Origin of the sequence: Candidatus Poriferisodalis sp., assembly GCF_965204195.1 — a bacterium.
Taxonomy (GTDB): Bacteria; Actinomycetota; Acidimicrobiia; order Acidimicrobiales; family Poriferisodalaceae; genus Poriferisodalis.
This window is the reverse complement of record NZ_OZ241975.1, coordinates 529,551-548,794: the sequence shown is the minus strand read 5'-3', so window position 1 is coordinate 548,794 and position 19,244 is coordinate 529,551. Positions and strand designations below refer to the sequence as shown.

The 19,244-nt window shown below is 65.3% G+C and carries 14 protein-coding genes, 1 tRNA gene and 1 pseudogene; 5 read left to right on the top strand and 11 right to left on the bottom strand.

The window, feature by feature from the left end:
• Positions 1-3: 3 nt before the first annotated feature.
• The 9 genes and pseudogenes from ACOGI8_RS02400 to ACOGI8_RS02360 all read right to left on the bottom strand — a co-directional run bounded on the left by ACOGI8_RS02400 (position 4) and on the right by ACOGI8_RS02360 (position 11,702).
• Positions 4-3,147 (bottom strand): type I restriction endonuclease subunit R, encoded by a 3,144-nt coding sequence (locus ACOGI8_RS02400; protein WP_419855298.1) that lies wholly within the window; start codon positions 3,145-3,147, stop codon positions 4-6.
• Entirely contained in the window at positions 3,147-4,412 is a 1,266-nt protein-coding gene (locus tag ACOGI8_RS02395; RefSeq protein WP_419855297.1) for a hypothetical protein, read from the bottom strand. Before ACOGI8_RS02395 ends, ACOGI8_RS02400 begins: the two co-directional genes overlap by 1 nt.
• Positions 4,413-4,525: 113 nt before the next feature.
• Entirely contained in the window at positions 4,526-6,634 is a 2,109-nt protein-coding gene (locus ACOGI8_RS02390; RefSeq protein WP_419855296.1) for a type I restriction-modification system subunit M, read from the bottom strand.
• Between the two features lie 214 nt (positions 6,635-6,848).
• Positions 6,849-7,835, bottom strand: coding sequence for a tyrosine-type recombinase/integrase (locus tag ACOGI8_RS02385; RefSeq protein WP_419855295.1), 987 nt, complete (start codon positions 7,833-7,835; stop codon positions 6,849-6,851).
• 391 nt (positions 7,836-8,226) lie between these two features.
• On the bottom strand, positions 8,227-9,570 hold the full coding sequence (locus ACOGI8_RS02380; RefSeq protein WP_419855294.1) for a PASTA domain-containing protein: 1,344 nt from the start codon (positions 9,568-9,570) through the stop codon (positions 8,227-8,229).
• 503 nt (positions 9,571-10,073) lie between these two features.
• Positions 10,074-10,505, bottom strand: a complete 432-nt coding sequence (locus ACOGI8_RS02375) for an HNH endonuclease (protein ID WP_419856438.1) — start codon at positions 10,503-10,505, stop codon at positions 10,074-10,076.
• A 102-nt stretch (positions 10,506-10,607) separates the two neighbouring features.
• A pseudogene (locus ACOGI8_RS02370) lies at positions 10,608-10,766 on the bottom strand (topoisomerase DNA-binding C4 zinc finger domain-containing protein); the annotation flags it as partial.
• Between the two features lie 257 nt (positions 10,767-11,023).
• The gene (locus tag ACOGI8_RS02365; protein WP_419855293.1) at positions 11,024-11,179 is read right to left on the bottom strand and encodes a hypothetical protein; all 156 of its coding nucleotides are present in this window, start codon (positions 11,177-11,179) and stop codon (positions 11,024-11,026) included.
• A 226-nt stretch (positions 11,180-11,405) separates the two neighbouring features.
• Positions 11,406-11,702 (bottom strand): hypothetical protein, encoded by a 297-nt coding sequence (locus ACOGI8_RS02360; protein ID WP_419855292.1) that lies wholly within the window; start codon positions 11,700-11,702, stop codon positions 11,406-11,408.
• 147 nt (positions 11,703-11,849) lie between these two features.
• Between ACOGI8_RS02360 and ACOGI8_RS02355 the strand changes: the two genes are divergently transcribed.
• The 4 genes from ACOGI8_RS02355 to ACOGI8_RS02340 all read left to right on the top strand — a co-directional run bounded on the left by ACOGI8_RS02355 (position 11,850) and on the right by ACOGI8_RS02340 (position 16,435).
• Positions 11,850-13,070, top strand: coding sequence for an ATP-binding protein (locus ACOGI8_RS02355; RefSeq protein ID WP_419855291.1), 1,221 nt, complete (start codon positions 11,850-11,852; stop codon positions 13,068-13,070).
• Positions 13,070-13,264, top strand: coding sequence for a hypothetical protein (locus tag ACOGI8_RS02350; protein WP_419855290.1), 195 nt, complete (start codon positions 13,070-13,072; stop codon positions 13,262-13,264). Before ACOGI8_RS02355 ends, ACOGI8_RS02350 begins: the two co-directional genes overlap by 1 nt.
• 168 nt (positions 13,265-13,432) lie before the next feature.
• The gene (locus tag ACOGI8_RS02345) at positions 13,433-14,758 is read left to right on the top strand and encodes a metallophosphoesterase (protein WP_419855289.1); all 1,326 of its coding nucleotides are present in this window, start codon (positions 13,433-13,435) and stop codon (positions 14,756-14,758) included.
• A 246-nt stretch (positions 14,759-15,004) separates the two neighbouring features.
• Positions 15,005-16,435: a hypothetical protein gene (locus ACOGI8_RS02340; protein WP_419855288.1), complete on the top strand. Its 1,431-nt coding sequence runs from the start codon at positions 15,005-15,007 to the stop codon at positions 16,433-16,435.
• Positions 16,436-16,564: 129 nt separating this feature from the next.
• Here ACOGI8_RS02340 and ACOGI8_RS02335 read toward each other — a convergent pair whose 3' ends face one another.
• Positions 16,565-17,854 carry an IS256 family transposase gene (locus ACOGI8_RS02335; protein WP_419855237.1) on the bottom strand — a complete coding sequence of 430 codons (1,290 nt, stop codon included), beginning with the start codon at positions 17,852-17,854 and terminating at the stop codon, positions 16,565-16,567.
• 109 nt (positions 17,855-17,963) lie between these two features.
• On the opposite strand from ACOGI8_RS02335, the gene ACOGI8_RS02330 reads away from it, so the two are divergent.
• Positions 17,964-18,036, top strand: a tRNA-Arg gene (locus tag ACOGI8_RS02330).
• Between the two features lie 48 nt (positions 18,037-18,084).
• On the opposite strand, the gene ACOGI8_RS02325 is transcribed toward ACOGI8_RS02330, so the two are convergent.
• A complete protein-coding gene (locus tag ACOGI8_RS02325; RefSeq protein ID WP_419854680.1) occupies positions 18,085-19,239 on the bottom strand; it encodes an IS481 family transposase in 1,155 nt (384 codons plus the stop codon).
• Between the last annotated feature and the right edge of the window lie 5 nt (positions 19,240-19,244).

Below are 19,244 nucleotides of genomic sequence, written 5' to 3'. Positions count from 1 at the left end.
CTACTAGATCCAGCCTGCCATTGAATCGGCATCGGCAGCAGGGTCGTTGGGCTGTCGCCGATGACCTCTCGATTGGCCAGCGTGGACGGTAGCGAAGATTTCGTTGAGGAGGCCGACCTCGACGATCTCGCCGAAGTCCTTCTCGTCGAGGCAGCGGTTGACGAACTTGTCATTGCCGGTGAGCCGCCGGAGCATCAGGTCCCGGAGGTGCTGGCGTTCGGCGAGGATGAACTTGTCGATGTCGTTCGCCCGGGCTGTGGCGAGCATCTCGTCCGCCTGCAGGGCGTCATTCTGAACCTGTTCGAGGAACAGGCGGTCGCTCTCATCGAAGTTGGTGCCGAACTGCTGGTTGAGGCGGTCGATGATCTGTGACAAGGGTTCTTTGTCCTCTTCGGTCTTGCCGGTGCCGACGGCTGAGGGGCTGACCACGGTGGCATCGCCGTCATCGAGGCTGATCGCTCCGCTGGAGATCTTTTGGATGCGGTAGTACTCCAGCTCCACGTCGTCGCCGAGGTGGACCGGTTCGGGGCCATCGCCGGTGGGCAGCTTCGGCAGCAGCTTCCGTCCGAACGAGTAGAGCCGTTCGAGCTCACTGTCGCCATAGGGGATGATCTGGCTCAAGAACATGTACAGACGCACGTAAGCGGTGAGCCGGTCGCGGAACGCTTCTTGGGCCTCTTCGTCAAGCGCCTTGAAGCGATCGACCGCAGGCTGCTGGATGGCCTCGATGCGGGCATGGTCGCCGGGGCTCTGCTTGTGCTGGGGCAGGTAGAACACCGAAGCAAAGTCGTCGACTTCGGCCTGCATGTACACCTGCACCCCGTTCAGCTCGTAGGCGAGGCTGTCGAGCTGATATGGGTCGGACTGCTCCTCCAATTTGGTGACGCCGTAGTAGGGAGCGAACGCCGCGGCGATGTCGGCTGGGGAGTTCCGAAAATCCAGCACGAAAGGCGGCTGCTTGCCGGCGGCGATCCGGTTGAGCCGCGACAAGGTCTGCACGGCATGCACGCCCGACAGGGGCTTATCGACGTACATCGCCTGCAGCAGCGGCTGATCGAAACCGGTTTGGTACTTCTCGGCCACGAGCAGGATCTGGTAGTCGGGCGAGGCGAACCGCCCAGGCAACGCCGATTCGCTGATCGGTTTGCCGGTGACGATGTCGGTGTTCATCTTCGGCTCGGTGTACTCGCCACCCGTGTCGGGGTCGACGACGGTGCCGCTGAACGCCACCAGCGGTCGCACATCGTCGTAGCCGCGGGCATCGATGTAGTCGCCGAACGCGTTCATGTAGCGCACGGCATGCAGCCGCGACGAGGCCACCACCATGGCCTTGGCGCGTCCGCCCATGGCGTGCATCACCTGGTTGCGGAAGTGCTCGACGATGATCTCGGTCTTCTGGGACAGGTTGTGCTCGTGCAGCGTGACGAACTTCGACAGCTTGGTGGCGGTCTGGCGCTTGGGAAAATCGGGATCGTTCTCGGCGGTGTTGACGAGCTTGAAGTACGTGTCGTAGTCGGTGTAGTTGTCGAGCACGTGGAGGATGAAGCCCTCCTCAATGGCCTGGCGCATGCTGTAGGTGTGGAACGGCACCGGCATGCCGTCCGCGTCTGGACGGCCGAACAGCTCGATCGTCTTGCCCTTCGGCGTCGCAGTGAACGCGAAGAAGCTCAGATTCTCCTGCGGACCGCGTGACTCGACGACGGCGTTCAGGCTGTCCTGCCAGTCATCGGAATCGTCATCGCTGCCTGCGAGCGAGCCTGCCCCCAAGAGCTCCTTCATCTTGAGAGCTGTGTCGCCAGTTTGGCTCGAGTGCGCTTCGTCCACGATGATCGCGTAGCGCCGCGACGCGAGCTCTTGAGCCCATTCGCCAGCTTTCGCGCTCTCCGCCGCGCTAGGGGCGTCGGGCGATTCGGCGCCGGCGAGGCGATACAGGTTGCCCATCACGAAGGGGAACTTCTGCAAGGTAGTGATGACGATCTTGGTGCCATCGACCAACGCCTGGGCGAGCTGGTGGGAATCCTCATCGATGGCCTGCACCACCCCCTGTGTGTGCTCGATCTGGTAGATCGCATCCTGCAACTGGGCGTCGAGCACCCGCCGGTCAGTGATGACCAGCACACAGTCGAAGACCTTGTCATCGCTGTCGGTGTGCAGGCTCGACAGGCGGTGCGCCAGCCACGAGATCGAGTTCGTCTTGCCGCTGCCCGCCGAATGCTGCACCAGGTAGTTGCGGCCGGCACCCTCTGTGCGGACCGACTCCACGAGCAGGTTCACCGAATCGAGCTGGTGGTAGCGGGGGAACACCAGCGTTTCGCTCGTCTTGGTGCGTGTGCCCTTCTTGTCGACGACCTTCTCTTCGCGACGCTCGGTGAACATGTACGAGCCGAGAATGTCGAGGAACCGATCCCGCCCCAGCACCTCGCTCCAGAAGTACCCGGTGCGATATCCCGACGGATGAGCCGGATTGCCCTTGCCGCACTGCACGTGCCCGGGAGCGCTGCCACGATTGAACGGCAAGAACCGGGTGTCGCCCTTGGCGAGCCGTGTCGTCATGTGTACCTCGTCGGGATCCGCAGCGAAGTGCACGAGGGCCCGCTTGCCGAAACGGAACAGCGGCGCACTCGGCTCCCGATCTGTGCGGTATTGGCTGACCGCGTGCTGCCACGTCTGGCCCGTCATCGGGTTCTTCAGCTCGCACGTCGCCACCGGCAATCCGTTGAGCGCGAACAGCAGGTCCACCGTGTGGCTCTTGCCCGGATGACAGCGGGCTTGTCGAGTGACCGTCAACTCGTTGCTGCCGAACTGTGCGAGCGAATCCGGGTTGAGGCCGTGCGCCGGCTTGAAGTACGCCAGCCGGAAGGATTTGCCCACGAACTTGAACCCGTGACGCAGCACCTCCAAGGTGCCCTTCATGTCGAGTTCCTTGCACAACCGCTCGACAATGCGGTGCTCAACTTCGGCACCGTGGGTCTTCTCAGCAGACTCCCAGAGTTCGGGCTGCGTGGAACGGATGAAGGACAGCGCCCGATCGGGGAATAGCGCCCGGTCCACGTCCCACTCGCCGGGCTCCACCGATACCCATCCCGCCTCGGCAAGCATCGACCCCACATTCGACTCGAATGCATGCTCAGTTGTTTGAGTGGACATCAGACGCCCGCCCCAGAATCGGCCTGGGCAGCGCCCCGCACATCGATCTTGCCCGTTACCGCCGCCGAAATCAGAGCCGAGCGATACTCGGACAGACGCTCGATCGAAACCTCAGCCTTCTCCCGGAGGGCGTCTATGCGCGTCGATTGAGAGTCGAGGTAGTCAGCGATTGCCCTCTGCTCCGTGAACGGGGGATGCGCGACGAGCAAATCAAAATACGCCGACGCATCCAGATTCTGGATGCCTGTCGTCTGCTTGATGGCCGGGTAGTTCAGCCTGCCTGCGTACAGCGCCTTGTGGACATAGGCCCAAAAGGTTGGGTCAGCACCGTCGGCAAGTACCACGCGGCCGACGAAGTTCGAACACACGGCCGGCAGCTCATGGTCGTAGAGAACGACGCAACCCACGAGCTGCTTGGGGCCACCGCCTGATTTTTCCAATAGCAGGTCGCCTGCGTTCAGCATGCGGTTTCCGCGCTGAGACTCTGGGACGTGCCTGTAGGTCGGAGTATCGAACGAGATGCGGGATGAGCGCCGGTCAAAATCAGCGACGCGAACGCACAAGAGATCATCCGTTCCGTCTGGTTCGTCGCCCCAGACCCCGTTGATCCAATACTCGGCTGACCACTTGAGGCGGGCTATCGACCAGTGACTCGGCACTTGCCCGAGCCACTCGACACCAGAGTCTTGGAGACGCGGTGTCGGGTCGAGCCCAGCGGCTTCTGCAGCTTCGGGGGGAAGACCGCATGTCACAGTCCGCGTGATTAGCGCCGCCCGGTATTCGTCGAGCCGCTCGATCAGCAACTCCTGCTTTGAGATCAACTCGTCGATACGAGCGGTCTCACGGTCAAGGTACGCAGCGATGGCACGCTGTTCGCTGACTTGCGGCTGAGGCAGCGGAAGAGTACCGATCTCGGATGGATTGATGGCGGGATAGCTGACGCCAACCGATCGCGCGACAATCGCTTCGACGAATCCATGCTCACGAAGGGCCCAATACATGAAGGCGGGGTCGCCACTCGTCGGTCGAACAACCGCAAAGCCTGTAGACACCACCATCTCTGATGGCGGTCGCCGAATCGGAGCTATCGCGCGGAGGTAAGTCCTTACCGTTGAGATGATCGTGTCTCCATCCCGCACTAGGCGGCGCGCCCGGGATGGAGAGTCTTCAAAGACCATCTCTTTGGTTTTGCCAATGCCAAAGCGCAAGTCAACTGAACCTATATCGACATAGGTCATCGGGCGTAACGGGTCTTCATCCTCCACGAGCTTCTCGTCATTGATTGTCGCCACGTACTTCAAACGCGGTGCTTCCCACCTCGGTAGATGGTCGCGTAGCCACTCCGTACCTGTACCCGCGCATGAGGAGTTCCGAGGCATCATGCTGTGGCCTCAGCGAGGAGTCGCCCAATCTCCTCTTCAAGTGCCGTTAGGTCGGCCTCGATGACCTCGAGGGGGCGTGGCGGCTCGTAGACGTAGAAATGGCGGTTGAACGGGATCTCATAGCCGATCTTGGTTTTGTCATGGTCAACCCATGCGTCAGCGACGTGGGGCTGAACTTCTCGTTGCATAAAGGCATCGATGCCTTCCCCGAAGGGCACGGTCTCGGTGTCCCGCAGGCTGACGTCGGGCTCAAGGTCTCCGTTTCGGCCTTCGCACGCATTGGCCTCGGGGTCGCGCTCGCCGAGTGCTGCGAGAACGGCCTTACGCTCGGGCGCCAACAGCCTTAGGCCGTGCGCATTGGCGGCAGCCCTCAGTTGGACGAGGAACTGATCACGATCCCTGATCACTTCCCCACTCGTGGTTTCCGCGAGAGTCGCGAGCGCGTTGCGAATGTCCTGCTGGCGCGCTGTGCCTTCGGCTACCTCGGCGTCGTGGGCTTCGCCGGCGCTCTTGCGGCTCTTGGCAAGGTTCACGAACGACGTCTCATCCTCGATGCGGACGATGCGCTCGGGGATAGCAGCGAAGTTGAGCCGCAGCGGGCGTTCGACGGTGATGTTGCGGTACCCGAAGTCGTTGTTGTCAAATACCTTGCTGACCACTCGGGGACGAGTGCGCGACTCGTGTGTGACCGGGTCTTCGTCGGTGAGTTCACGCGTCTCGCCGTCGGTGAAGCTGCCGTGGATAGCTGTCAGATCGGAGATGTGGTCGGCTGACAGCTCATTGCGCTTGTTGCCGAGACTGCGGGGCATCTTCTTGTAGAAGTTGCGGGCATCGATGAGCTGCGCCTTGCCTCGTCGGCGTTCTTCCTTGTTGTTGGTCAGCACCCAGATGTAGGTGGCGATGCCGGTGTTGTAGAAGAGTTGGTCCGGCAACGCCACGATCGCTTCGAGCCAGTCATTCTCGATAATCCAGCGGCGGATCTCGCTTTCACCGCTGCCCGCACCGCCGGTGAACAGCGGTGATGCGTTGAACACGATTGCGATACGGCTGCCGCCCGAGCCGTCGGCGGCTACCGGCTGCATCTTGGACAGCATGTGCTGTAGGAACAGCAGCGATCCGTCCTTTATGCGCGGCAGCCCGGCGCCAAAGCGGCCCGCGAAGCCGAGCGTGTCGCGTTCGGATTCGATGACCTGCTTCTGCTTGTCCCACTTGACCCCATACGGCGGGTTCGCCAGCATGTAATCGAACATCCAAGGGGTGCCGTCTGAGCGGTGGCGATACGCATCCTTGGTGAACGAGTCGCCCAGCGCTATGCGGTCCGCGTTCTCTCCCTTGATGAGCATGTCCGCACTGCACACTGCCCACGACTCGTCGTTGACGTCCTGACCAAACAGGTGCGGCCTCGCATCGGCGTTGTGCGCCCGGAGGAACTGCTCAGCGACGGTCAGCATCCCGCCGGTGCCGCAAGCTGGGTCATAGATGGTCTTTACGACATGGCTCTTGCCGAGATCGGGCTCGGGCGACAGCAACAGGCGCACCATGAGGCCGATCACCTCACGGGGTGTGAAGTGCTCCCCCGCTTCCTCATTGGACTGCTCAGCGCCGATGCGGATCAGCTCCTCGAACACGTAGCCCATCTGCACGTTGTCCACGCGTTTAGGCGACAAGTCCAATCTGGCGAAGCGCTGCACCACCTGGAAAATCAGGTCCTTCTCGTCCATGCGGTCGATGTGGGGCTCGAATTCGAAGCGCTCGATGATCTCCCGCACGTTTGGTGAGTACGCAGCGATGTAGGCATTGAGGTTCGCGGCGACCTGATTCGGGTCATCGAGCAGCCGTGCGAAGTCGAACGGCGAAGTGTTGTAGAAGGGCCGTTGCGACGCAGCAACGAGGAGCTGGTGGCGGACGTTCTCAGACTGCGAGGCGTGCAGCCGGGCGGCTGCCAACACGTCGTCCTTGGTGTCGGCCAGCACGCAGTCGAAGCGGCGCAGCACCGTGAGCGGCAGGATCACTTTGCGGTACTCGTTGCGTTTGTAAGGACCGCGCAACAGGTTGCAGATGCCCCAGATGAAGCTCGCCAGTTCGCTGTGCGTCTGCGCGTTCACGCAGAACTCGGCAGCGCTCGCGCTGGCTGACGACGGCGATGGGCGGGCCTGAGGCGCCGGCCCGGCACAAAATCACGCGATTCATGAGGCCTCGTCGGCTCACTTCGCGTTGGAAAATTGCCGTTATCCCTCACCTTGTGTCCCCCTGGCAGGCCGAATCCGCAGAGTAGCAACGCATCCGAGGGCCTTCCGAGACCGAGCCGCCCCGTGTGGATCAGGCCGTGCGAGACGGCTCGCGGGAGCTCCGCAGGTGGTTGTAGAACTGCGCCACTGCGCCCCGGTCGGCGGTCTCGTTGCGGGTGTAGTGGGCGGGCATCGTCGGGGAACGCCACCGTCCCGCGGTCATCAGGCTGGGCAGCTCGACGCCGATCCGTGCAAGGTCCTGAGCCATGCCGACACGCGGCGAGTGCCCGCTGAAGCCGTCGCCCAGGCCGGCCGCCACGGCTGCCTTCTTGATCCGCAGCGAGATCTGATTCGGGCTGAGCGCGAACACCCGGAGTTCCGCTGGGGCGCCATTGCGGATCGACGCAAGGGCCGCCATGGTCTGCGGCGACACGAACAGCACGGCGCCTTCGCCGTCGGGGTCGGTCTTCGAGCGCCGGATCAGCAGCCGCCCGCTGCCGTCGGGCACCGTCTCGATGTCGCTCCAGGTCAGCGCAGCGCATTCGGAGACCCGGAGCAGCGCGTCGCGCATGAGCCTCACGAGGGCGATGTCGACGCTGCCTCGCCTGGCGGCAGCGTGTGCGCTCTCTCGTCTGCCGTTCTTGCCGAGGCGTGGCCGGCAGGCGGTGGCTTCGATGGCGTCGAGTGCGTCTGCGGTGAGGCCCTTCGCCTGCTTCTGCGCCTTGCCGGCCACCCGGGTCGCTCCCCTGAGGGTTCGCTTGACGTCTTGGTGGTTGCACGGATTGGGGAGGCCGCAGCTGCTGTGGACGTAGGCGATCGCAGCGGCGGCGACGCGCAGCGTGGCCGGCTTGTGGCCGTGCTGCTCGAAGCGCTCGGCCAGGTAGGCGGCGATGTGTTCGGGCTGGGCGGGAACTGCTGGGATGCTCCGGGCGGTGGCCCAGGCGACGAAGCTGCGCCATTGGCTTCTGTAGCAGCGGATCGTGTTGTGAGTGACCTCGTGGCGAGAGAGTCCGTTCGGGTTGTGTGTGTCAGATTCTGCGAGCAGGACCGCTTCTACCGACGACCCCGGCGGGCCCATGGCCACCAGCTCCGTGTCAGAAACTCGCCCAAGGGGAGTTGTCATTAGCCGGCGCCGCAAGCGCACGATCTCCGCGTGCGTCCCGGACAGCATGCAGTGGAGAAATAGTCACAGGTATTCATACGGGGTCAGAACCTAAGGGATAACGGCAATTGTCCCCGCTGCGATCCTGACCGTGCGAGAAGGCTGAAACAAGCCCTCATTAGGCGTTTTTCTCGATGATTCAGCCCGCATTCGGCCCAAGAGGCTTGTTAGGTCCGATCACCTCGAATGCCCGAAAAAGCACGGCTGACATGGTTCGCGAGTCCCAGATCGGGCCATACCCGGTCGAGAACAAAAGCTCTGGCCGACGTGGCAAACAGCACGGTGACAGGGGCCGCACACGCTGAGGTCACAGCCGCTCGCAGGTGCCGTCGGCGCCGATTCTCCCTGGAAAGAGTGAACCCCGATGATCAGGATCGGGCTCGCGCCCGTACCGATCTACGACGCACTCCACATCCGTTGGGACATACGCCATCCCACAGAACGACTCCCAGCCGGCCTCCTCCAGGAAGCCGCTCCCGACGATCCCGTCTGAACACGTCCGGTCGCGAATCGCGTCGCGTGCGGCTGTTTGCCGCGCATCGTTCTCGGACCAGCCGTTGCAGTTGCTCCGATCATCGCACTCGACTCCGTAGCAGGTCCGCAACACCGCCTTCTCGTCAAACGACGGGTTGAACACAAGGACTTCGTTGGCTTCGAATACGTCGAGGGCATGATCTGACATGCAGTCGAAGAGCGCCGTGTAGACATCCATCATCAGTGATGGGTCGGGTTGTTCGGAATCCGCAAGGCAGCCATCGAAGCCGTCACTGGTGAAGTACCCGTAGCCCCGGCCTTCAGTGCCAAAGAGACGTCCGAGACCGAGGCTCTGCGGATCCTTCAAGCTCTGGACCGCAGCGAACGCCATCGTGTCTGCCAGCAGCTCGGCTGCAAGTCGGTCGGTGTCGAGGTCGAGACGATCGAGACGACATCCTGCGTAGTGGCGCGAGAACTGGTGCTCCAGCGCTTGGCCTGCCGATGTTGCGCGGGTGAACGCATGCGCCAGCTCATGCAGCACGATGTCCCTGCTGCTGCTTCGATCAAACGGGCCGGGTTCTTTTCGCAGTGCGTCGAGGCTCAGCCAGACCTCGCCCGTGCTGTGGTTGTAGCAACCGATTGCGCTGGCGCAGCTGTCCGGCAGGTCCTCGAAGAAGCTCAACTGCGCGCGTTCCATCGCGGGGACAATCCAGCGCCACTCATCGCTGTGCTCGTCGGCGATCGCCCCGACGATCTCCATCGCTTGGGCTTGTACCTGGGGATGGACTTCGGGTTCTTGCCTCGCCACCGGTGCCGGGGGATCGGCGATCGTCAGGGTGACAGCTGTGTCCGGTGTGATCTCGGCGCCAGCCCTCGGGCGTTGCATGATCACGGTCCCCGGTGCCACGTGTTCGTGAGCGGTGTACTCACTCCTGATGGACCTGATGCCACTATCAACCAACACCAGTCGAGCAGTCTCGAGGTCGAGCCCCACAACGTCGGGGAGTCGCACCGACTTCTGCTGAGCTGTCGTCGTCGCAGGCTCGGCGACGGTCGGCACCGCACCGCCTCCTAGGGACCCGTCCAGTACTGCGCTCGACTCTGTTGCGGGCGGGAACTCCCCCGTATCGACAGCCCGGTTGTCGTCGTCCCAGTCCCACCATCGCCCCAGCAGCACGCCCGCCAACACAGCTGCAACTCCGAAAGACACTGCGGCGGCAATCTTCCATCCTCTGCCGCTTGCGCTCGCCCGTTCAGGTCGCTGCTGTGGGTCAGGGGGCATAGAGGCACTCATTCAAGTCCGCCCTCAGCGCCTCCGCTGAAGCCATCCCGTTAGCGCCGTCTCGCGGGCAGGTCCGCGAAGCCACCGGCGAGAGCGGCCATGAGCAGGCCTTTTGACAAGAGTGCCGGATTTGGGCCAGGCGACGGGTCAAGCCGCGCATCACCGTCCCGACGCTGGCGCTGCTGTACGAGCACCCCGAGCCGCTGGCTGCACCGATACCGCTGCACCCGCTTCGACAGGCTCACGGCTTCCGATCGCCCCAGAGCCTCGCCTATGTGGGCCACACCCAGCGCAAGCGACTGCTGGCTGCCTAGACACCGGCCGCCTTCCGCAAGAGCCACGCGGGACGCCACACGTCAGGCAGCAACGCACTCGGCGCGCAGAACGGCCGGTCTTTCCTATGCCTCGTCCTTTGGCGGCAGCATCAGCACCCGGCCGTCATTGGCCTTGGCGACGACGAGCCGGGGCATGCTTGGGTGTCTCCACCTGCGAATGTCGGGCGTGTTGCCCTTGTACTTGTTGCACCGTGGGTGGGCTGCTTGGAGGTTCTCCATGCCGTGCAGCACGCTCGTGTAGTACGTGCCCTGCTGTGCCTCGCCTTCGGCGGTGAGCTCAAACACCGCGAACCGTTTTGGGACCACGTGCTCGACCTGGGCCCCTTTCAGCTTCATGGTGCCGCCGCACAGCCCGCAGCGCTCCCCGTCGCGAATGTGCAGGTATTCGAGCACCTTGCGACGATGCTTGGGATTCCAGCGGTCCGTCGCATCGGGCTCGTCTGCTTCGAGGCTCCAGCGCCAGATGCCGTCCACCGCTGCGACGGCTTTCCGCAACAGTCCCTTCTCCGGTTCAGGAGACGGGCTGCTGAAGGGGCACGTTTGATCGCTGTCATCAGCACTCGGGGGCTCCTTTGGCCCGGGTGCATCGATAGGCACGATCGACCTGCACTTCGGGAACGTCGAACAGCCCCAGAACTGGCTCCCCGCGTTCTCGCCCCGTTTCGCGACCCGGCGCACCATTGCCGCACCGCACTTCGGGCACGACAGCTCGGCGGAGTCCGCGGAGGCAGAGGGATCGACGCGTTTCGATGTCATGCATGGCCTCCCAGCGAGCGTGGACTGTAATTCGGGGCTGGGTCAACCGGCCGCAAGCTGGGATAGCCCTACAGAAGCCCTGCCGCATGGGCAATGCCAGCGATGGCGTCGCTGCCCAACCATTCCGGCTGAGGCCAGCACCGGGATCATCAGGTCATGCCGCGCATCGCGGATGCTCAGCGACGAGAACGCCCCAGACGCATCCGTGTATCGATGAGCACGGTGACCGACATGCCGAGGGCGATGAGCGCCCAGAACTACCGTGAGCCGACGTCGGGTCCGACTACGGCCAAGAACGCCAAGAATGCCGACCCAGCCAGCGCAAGGCCGAACCGAGCCAGCACCCGCGCCACCCACGCGAAGTAGTCGCGATCAAGATGCGCTCGACGCCAATGGACGTTCACGATGCTCACAGTAGGCGCCTCGCCAAGACGGCCCCGCTGGGTCATCAGGACTTCGCTCGGCGGTATTCTCGAGACATAACACCCTGTGCGCTTCGTCGTCCAGAACCCGAGGTCCCTCCTTGTGAGGGGCCTCTGTCATTTGCGGACTGCTGATCGGTTCACGGCCAGTGCACGCCTGGGGGTGGCGATGGATTGGCAATGGTCGACGGCGGGTACATCTCGTCAATCAGCGCCTTCACGGGGAGAGCCGACGTTCACGGCGTTCAGCGAGCGCCCGTAATTCTTCGGCGGCCCGGGCGTCGGCAGCGATGCGATCGTCGATCTCACCGGGGAACGTGGCGTAGTAGTCGGCCGCCAGATCGATCAGTTCGGATGCCAGGCCCGTTTCCTCGGCGACAAGACGGACCGGATCATCTTCGGCGCTGTGCCGTTTGAGGTCGCGCACGATCTCCCACACATCAGGCCCTCGTGCCAGCCCGGCACGGCGCCCGGTGGGCCCGTCTCGAGACACGATGCCGGGAAACCGTCTCATCTTGAACCATTCGTCGATCAGGATCACAGCCGGCGTCGCTCGAGGAGTCGAGTTCGCGACATTGCAGGGTTTACAAGATTTTTGTTCTAAAACCAAAAGTACTATAAAATCAATAAAGCATCTGCGTCGAGGAGTCGGGCCGCAGCTATGGACCGCCGTCTCAATCCGTACACGCCCAATGCGGGCGCCAGGCCTCCAGTGCTCGTGGGCCGCGAGGACGAGCTGGAGGAGTTCGATGTGCTGCTACATCGTCTCGAAGCCGGCCACACCGAGAAGTCGCTGATCGTTGTCGGGTTGCGCGGGGTGGGCAAGACCGTGCTGCTCGGCGAGTTCCGTCAGCTCGCGCTCGACCGCGAATGGCACGTCGTGGAGATCGAGGTTTCCAAATGGGACGACGCGCAGTTCCGACGGAGCATTGCCCGGGAGCTGCGGCGCGTGCTGCACAGCATCAGCGCCCGCAGTTGGTCTCAAAAGCTCAGGGGCGCCATGGGCGCGCTGCGATCGTTCACGCTCAAGGTCGACCCCGAGGGGCATCTCACGATCGGGCTCGACGCCGACGTCTCGGTGGGCGTGGCCGACAGCGGCGATCTCGATGCCGACCTGAGCGATCTGCTGGTGGGCGTCGGCGAGGCCGCTCGTGAGCACGGCACAGGCGTGGTGCTGCTGCTCGACGAGTTGCACTTCTTGTCCCGGCCGCAGATGGAGGCGCTCATCGCAGCCGTCCACAAGACCGTCCAGCGCTCGCTGCCCATCACCGCGGCCGCCGCCGGGCTGCCCCAGATTCACGAGCTCGTCGGCGACGCCAAGACCTATGCGGAACGTCTCTTCAAGTTCCCCTCCCTCGGGAGGCTTGCCGATGCGGACGCCCGGGAAGTGCTGCGAGAACCTGCGCGACTCCTTGACGTGCGCTTCGGCGACGAAGCCCTCAACGTGGGCTTGGAATTCTCCGAGGGCTACCCGTACTTCCTGCAGGAATTCGGCGAGGCAGCGTGGGACCTTGCCTCGGGGTCATCGATAGACGTCATGGACGGGCTGCGCGCCAAGCTGGTGGTGCAGGAGAAGCTGGACTCGGGGTTCTTCAAGGTTCGGCTGGAGCGCACGACCGAGCTGCAGAAGGCCTACCTGCGGGCCATGGCAGAACTCGGGCCAGATGCGCAGCTCGCGAGCCGGGTGGCCGACCTGCTCGAGCGCACCTCGTCTGAATGCGGTCCGACCCGCAAGCAGCTCATCGACAAGGGCTTGCTGTACGCGACCGAGCACGGCTACGCCGCCTTCACCGTTCCCGGATTCGACGAGTATCTCAAGCGAGCCATCCCTGAGCTGGCGCCGCCGCCGATACGGCGACGGCCGGGCCGCGGCGAGACGTGATGGCTGGCTCACGTGGTCGCGGCGGTGATGATGCGTCGACGGCGCTGCGGCGGGCAGCGTTGCGCCGGTTCCAGCGCATGCTCGACAACCACGTCGATGACGAAGAGCCAGCGCCGCCCGGCTGCAGCGCGGAAATCCTGATTCCACTGCGGGCAAGCCGAGCACGAGCGAATCGGATGCTGCTCGACGACTAGCTGTCACCTCGCAGCTTCATGCGTTACCCGCCATGTCCGATGACGTGCGCGGGTGTCGTGGACGAGCCGCCCAGTTCGGCAGCAGCCGCGGGCGGATGCTGCTTATCGAGCTTGGCCCTCGCGAGCTGCTCAGGAGGCGCGACTGTGACACCCTGCTGAGGCGGGGTGGTGCGGCCGGTGCTTCTGAACTACTACTGCGTTGCGGCGGCTGTGCTGGTGGGGGCTGTTGCGGGCGGCTTGGCGGTGCGGTGGCTGCGTGCGGGCGGTGGCGTGGGCGGCTGGCGGGTGGTGGGGCGTGCTGCGGGCGTGGGATTCGTGGGCACGGCAGTGCTGGGTGCCGGGGGGCTGCTCATCACCGGGGTGGACGGGTTCACGCTGATCCATGTGGCCTATGTGGTGGGGACCGTGGGGGTGCCGCTGGCCGGCGGGATCGTGCTCGTGGGGGCCCGGGGGCGGGCTCGGCCGCGGGTGGTCACTGCGGTGTGCGTGCTGGCGCTGGCGGCCGTTCCGGTCGGCGTCTATGCGACCTATGTGGAGCCGTTCTGGCTGAAGGTGGACCGGGTGGAGCTGGCGCTGCTGGCGATGGGGGCGGTGGGGGCAGCGGGGGCGGCGGACGGTGTCGATGGGCGGATCCGGATCGGCGTGCTGGCTGACCTGCAGACCACCGGCGTCGGCGACTACGAGCGGGATGCGGTGGAGCGTCTGCTGGGGTTCGGGCCTGATGTGGTGGTGCTGCCCGGCGATCTGTACCAGTTCGACGCTGCTGTGTTTGCCGAGCGGGCGCCGGGGTTTGCGCGGCTGATCGAGCGGATTGTCGGGGAGGTGCCGCACGTGTACCTGGTGAGCGGCAACACCGACACCGTGGCGGGGCTGCGGCGGATCGTCGGGGAGTCGGGCGCACGGGTGCTCGACAACGAGATCGACACGTTCGAGGTGCGGGGCGTGCCGGTGAGGGTGGGCGGCACGACGCTGTTCGGTGACGAGGTGGCGGCTCGGCGGATGGCGGCGGCGTTGGTGGGTGGTTGGCCGGGCGCAGACGGTGTGCGTGGCGACGGTCTTACTGAGGATGGGACGGGCGGCGACGGCGTCACTGGGAACGGAGCGGGCGGCGACGGCGTCACTGGGGACGGATTGGAAGCGGACGGAGTCGCTGGGGACGGACGCGACGGCGGCGGACAGGCCGGAGTGCGGATCCTGATCGGGCACAAGCCCGACGCCATCGAGCTGGTGCGGGCGACGCCGGTCGATCTCGTGATTGCCGGCCACACGCACGGCGGGCAGGTGTCGTTGCCGTTGTTGGGGCCTCCGTTGACGCTGACGAACGTGCCTCGGCACATTGCGGCCGGCGGGCTGCATGAGCTGCACGGAACGCCGATCTACGTGTCGACCGGCGTGGGGCGTGAGCGAGGCAACGCCCCGCAGCTGCGATTGGGTGTGCGGCCGTCGATCGGGATCATCGACCTGGTGCCCAGCGGCGGAGGCGGGCTTGGGTGAGCTGCGGCGGATGTCCGTCGGCGAACGGCCGCCGGCGATCGTCTGCCGTGCCGCCTCAGCGCCGTTGGAGGCAGAGAGAGCGATGCCTCCGGCGGGATTGGCCTGCTCGGAGGGATAGCTGGCCTTCACGACACGATGCTGGCGGCGGCGAGCGGGAGGCGTCGAACCGGCCAGTGGCTCATTCCGACTCCGCTGCGACTGCACGCTTCCCGATACGTGTGACACCCCGTTCGTACGGTTATTCCCATGTTGAGGGATGGTTCTGAGGGGACGAGACGCAGCGACGACGCCAGCGCTCGCGGCGCTGATGCCAGCCACCCCAACACCGAACGCAGCGCTGCGGTCACCCACGCCAGTCCCACCGGCGACCAACGAGCCAGCGATGGCCTGGCCACCCCTCACCCGTCCGGTCCGCTGTCGCTGATCCGGTTGAGCGCTGCGGCGCTGGCGGGGCTCAAGCGGGATGAGCTGTTGAGCGTGCTGAGCGACATCGAGCGGCTGACGAATCGGTTGGCTGGGTATCGGGCCGAGGTGCTGGGCGCGCTTGAGGTGCTGAACGAGTCGGGTGTGGCGCCCGATGCGAGCCCGCATCTGTCGCTGCGCGACGCGGCGGGGGTGTCCGAGCGTGACGCCCGCCGGATGCTTCGTGCAGCGGAGAAGACTCGCGAGCACGAAACCGTGCTGGAGGCACTGTCAGACGGCGACATCAACGCCGCACAGGCCGAGACGCTGTGCGACGCACGTGTGCCCGAACCGGTGCGGGCCAAACTGGTCGCGGCCGCCGCCGGCGAAGACACCGACGCCACCCGCCGCCGGGTGCAGCGCGCCGAGACCGAGCATTCGGTCGAGACGCCGATAGAGCGATTCGAGCGTCAGCGGGCGGCCCGTGGCGCGGGGTGGCGGCGAGATCACGAGGGGATGCTGCGGCTGTGGGCCAAGTTCGATCCCGACACCGGCGCTCACGTCGAGGCCGCGCTCGAGGCGCTGTGCCGCGAGTACTGGATCGACGACAAGCAAGTACGCAACGGGCGGCGCACCCCTGCCCAGCGAGACGCCGACGTGCTCGCGTATGCGCTGGCAGGCCTCACCTACACCGATGCCGATGCAGCAGCCGTCCGCCGGCTGCACGCCCGCGCCAGTGCCCGCAGCGACAACCTGCCGGACAAAGCCCATGACCCGTCGAGGCAGCTGCCGCCGGCGCAGATCAGCGTGCTGATCGGTCTCGATGCGCTTCGAGGGCAAACCGATGAGATGGGCCTGACCGATGCCGGGGTCGAACTGCCGCCCGAGGTCGTGCGACGCATGGCCTGTGATGCGGAGATCATCCCCATCATCCTGGGCACCCCAGGCGGCTCAGCCGACGCCGGTCGGTCCCGCCGCACGGTGTCACTGTGGCTGCGGCGCCTTCTCGTTGCACGCGACCGCCATTGCCGCTGGCCCGGCTGTCACGAACCGCCGTCACGCTGCGATGCGCACCACGTCTGGCACTGGATCGACGGCGGGCCGACCAACTTGGACAATCTCGTGCTGCTGTGCCACCGGCACCACCACTTCCTTCACCAGCACGGCCACAAGATGATCCCCCAGCCCGACGGCACCTGGACCACCATCCAAGAACCAGAAGCCGGTCCAACGCCCACTCCGCGACGGGCCAAACGGCAAGCCAGAGCCCCCTGAACCCCAGCGGGCCTTGGGCCCGTGAACCCGACGGGGCCGCCCCGCCCCGCGCCTCAGCGCAATGACGCCGCGAGTCCGGCAGCTCAGGGGGGACTGTCAGATTTTTTGTGTAACCGGCCGTGATGGTGTTCATCGGATGTGGTCGGCGATCCGGTCGCCGTAGTGGACGGTCAGGGTGTTCAGGATGGTCTTCCAGCCGTTGGTCTTTCCGGTCAGGTTGCTGCGGTTTTTGCGTCTGGCGTTGGCGACAAGGTAGAGGACCTTCATCGCGGCCTGCTCGTTGGGGAAGTGGCCTCGATGGCGCACGGCCCGTCGGAATCTGGCGTTGAGGCTCTCGATGGCGTTGGTGGTGTAGACGACTCTGCGCAGCTCAGCGGGGAACTCCAGGAACGGCACGAATTCGTCCCAGGCCTGCCGCCAGGAGCCGATCATGGCGGGGTAGGTGTGCTCCCAGTCCTCGGCGAAGCTCTCGAAGCGTGCCTCGGCGGCCTCGGCGGTGGGCGACGTGTAGATCTCCCGCATTGCCTTGGTGATCGGCCCCCAGTGCCGTTTGGAGGCGTAGCGGAGGCTGTTGCGGACCATGTGCACCACGCAGGTCTGCACCGTGGCCTGGGGCCAGGTCGCCCGGATCGACTCGGGCAGGCCCCGCAGCCCGTCGCAGCACACGATCAACGCGTCAGCGAGGCCTCGGTTTCTCAGCTCGGTCAGCATCGCTGCCCACTGCTTGGCGCCCTCGCCGCCTGCGGGGCCCAGCCACAGGCCCAGCACGTCGCGCTCGCCGGCGAGATCGACGCCGATGGCGACATAGACGGGCCGGTTGGCGACCTGGGAGTCGCGGACCTTGATGACGATCGCGTCGATCAGCAGCACGGCGTAGACCGGCTCAAGGGGCCGGTTCTGCCACACCGCCATGTCGGCGACGATCTCGTCGGTGATCTTCGAGATCGTCTCCCGGCTCACCGAGGTGTCGTAGATCTCTGCTAGATGGTCCTGGATCTCCCCGGTGGTGAGCCCCTTCGCATAGAGGCTGATCACGTTGCCCGACAGCCCGTCGAGACGGCGCCGGTGCTTGGGCACCGTGGTCGGCTCGAAGGTGCCCGCCCGGTCACGCGGCACCGCCAGGTCGACCTCGCCGATCTCGGTCGTCACCCGCTTGGGCGTCGACCCGTTGCGCGAGTTCGGGGTGCCGCGGCCCTCAGGAGCGTGACGCTCATAGCCCAGATGCTCGGTCATCTCGACCTCGAGACCGGTCTGGAGCACCTGGCGCACCAGCCCGGTCAACAGGCCACCGTCACCGGTCAGCTCCACGCCCTCAGCGCGGGCCTGGGCCACCAGCTGCTCGGCCCAGTCGGCCATCGCCGCCTCGCCGGCAGCCTCGCTCGCCGGCACAGCCGGCATGTCATGATCAGTCACAGACATGATCCTCTCCAGCCCACAGCCCCCGGCTGCGGACCCTCAGATCACGCCCGATACACAAAATTCCTGACAGGCCCGCTCAGGGCCAGCAGTACATTTCGAGGGAGTCCCCGCCCTCGTAGCTCAGGGGATAGAGCGTCGGTTTCCTAAACCGTGCGTCGCAGGTTCGAATCCTGCCGAGGGCGCATGTGTGATGTCGCGAGACATCGGAACGTTGTGAACCTGCGCGGTTGTCAGTTTTGGGGTTGGTAGTCGCGTTGTGGGTTGAGGGTGAGGGCTCGGATGAGTTCTCCGGTGTCGTGGTCGATGACGCGGATGTTGAGTCCGGCGATGAGCAGGATGACTGGGGTGCCTGTGTGGGAGCGGCCGATGCCGATGTGGTGGAGTCGGCCGTTGTGGCGCAGTGTGACTGAGCCGGTTTTGTCGACGCGGTCTGTGCGGACGCGGTGGTGGGTGGGGCTGTTGTGGGGTTGGGGTGTGGCTTTGGGCAGGCGCCGGTAGGCGACCGCCGGGGTGGAGCGGCCGAGGCTGCGGTGGGGTCTGCGGTTGTTGTATTCGTCGGTGAAGTCGTCGAGGTGTGCTTGGAGCTGGTCGACGCTGTGGGCGGGGGGTCGGGCTGCGAGCCATTTTTTGAGGGTCTGCTGGAAGCGCTCGACTTTGCCGCAGGTTCTGGGGTGGTTGGGGCGGGAGTGCTTCTGTGCGACGCCGAGGTCGGCCAGGAGGGTCTCGAGGGCGTTCTTGCCGCCTCGGCCGCCGGCGTAGCGAGTGGTGTAGACCATGGCGTTGTCTGACAGCACCGAGGCGGGACACCCGTGCTGGTCTGCTGCTTTTGTGAACGTGTCGGCGACTGCTGGGCCGCTGACTCGCCGGTGGGCGGTGACCGACAGTGCGTAGCGGGAGCAGTCATCGAGCCAGGTCAGGATCTCGGCTGGGGCGCGGTCGGCGAGCCGAGTGTGGGTGAAGTCGGTCTGCCAGGTCTCGTTGGGCAGGTCCGCCGCGAATCGCACATAGGAGCTGCGGGGCCGCTTGGCGGGCTCGGGGGTGACCAGGCCCGCCGCGACCAGACGCCGCCGGATCGTGGAGGGCGACACCATGATCTGGTGACGGCGCTCCAGATGCCACGCGATCGTCGCCGGCCCCGCGTCGAGCCCCTGGGCGGCCAGCTCGATGCGCAGGCCCACAACCAGATCGGTCACCGCGTCGGGAACGCGGGCCGGCGAGCTGCGAGGGCGACGCGACCTGGGCTCGAACGCCGCCTCGCCCTCAGCCCGCCAGCGAGCCACCAGCTTGGTCACCCACGAACGCGACAACCCGTACTGAGCAGCCACATCAGCGTGGGTTCGCCCCTCCACCACAACAGCCATGATCACCAGGCGATTCCGCGACATCGCAC

Excerpts from the sequence above, each read along its gene's own strand:
- ACOGI8_RS02400 (WP_419855298.1), bottom strand. The coding sequence starts at position 3,147 with ATGTCCACTCAAACAACTGAGCATGCATTCGAGTCGAATGTGGGGTCG.
- ACOGI8_RS02385 (WP_419855295.1), bottom strand. The coding sequence starts at position 7,835 with ATGGGCCCGCCGGGGTCGTCGGTAGAAGCGGTCCTGCTCGCAGAATCT.
- ACOGI8_RS02360 (WP_419855292.1), bottom strand. The coding sequence starts at position 11,702 with ATGAGACGGTTTCCCGGCATCGTGTCTCGAGACGGGCCCACCGGGCGC.
- ACOGI8_RS02355 (WP_419855291.1), top strand. The coding sequence starts at position 11,850 with ATGGACCGCCGTCTCAATCCGTACACGCCCAATGCGGGCGCCAGGCCT.
- ACOGI8_RS02350 (WP_419855290.1), top strand. The coding sequence starts at position 13,070 with ATGGCTGGCTCACGTGGTCGCGGCGGTGATGATGCGTCGACGGCGCTG.
- ACOGI8_RS02340 (WP_419855288.1), top strand. The coding sequence starts at position 15,005 with ATGTTGAGGGATGGTTCTGAGGGGACGAGACGCAGCGACGACGCCAGC.
- ACOGI8_RS02335 (WP_419855237.1), bottom strand. The coding sequence starts at position 17,854 with ATGTCTGTGACTGATCATGACATGCCGGCTGTGCCGGCGAGCGAGGCT.
- ACOGI8_RS02325 (WP_419854680.1), bottom strand. The coding sequence starts at position 19,239 with ATGTCGCGGAATCGCCTGGTGATCATGGCTGTTGTGGTGGAGGGGCGA.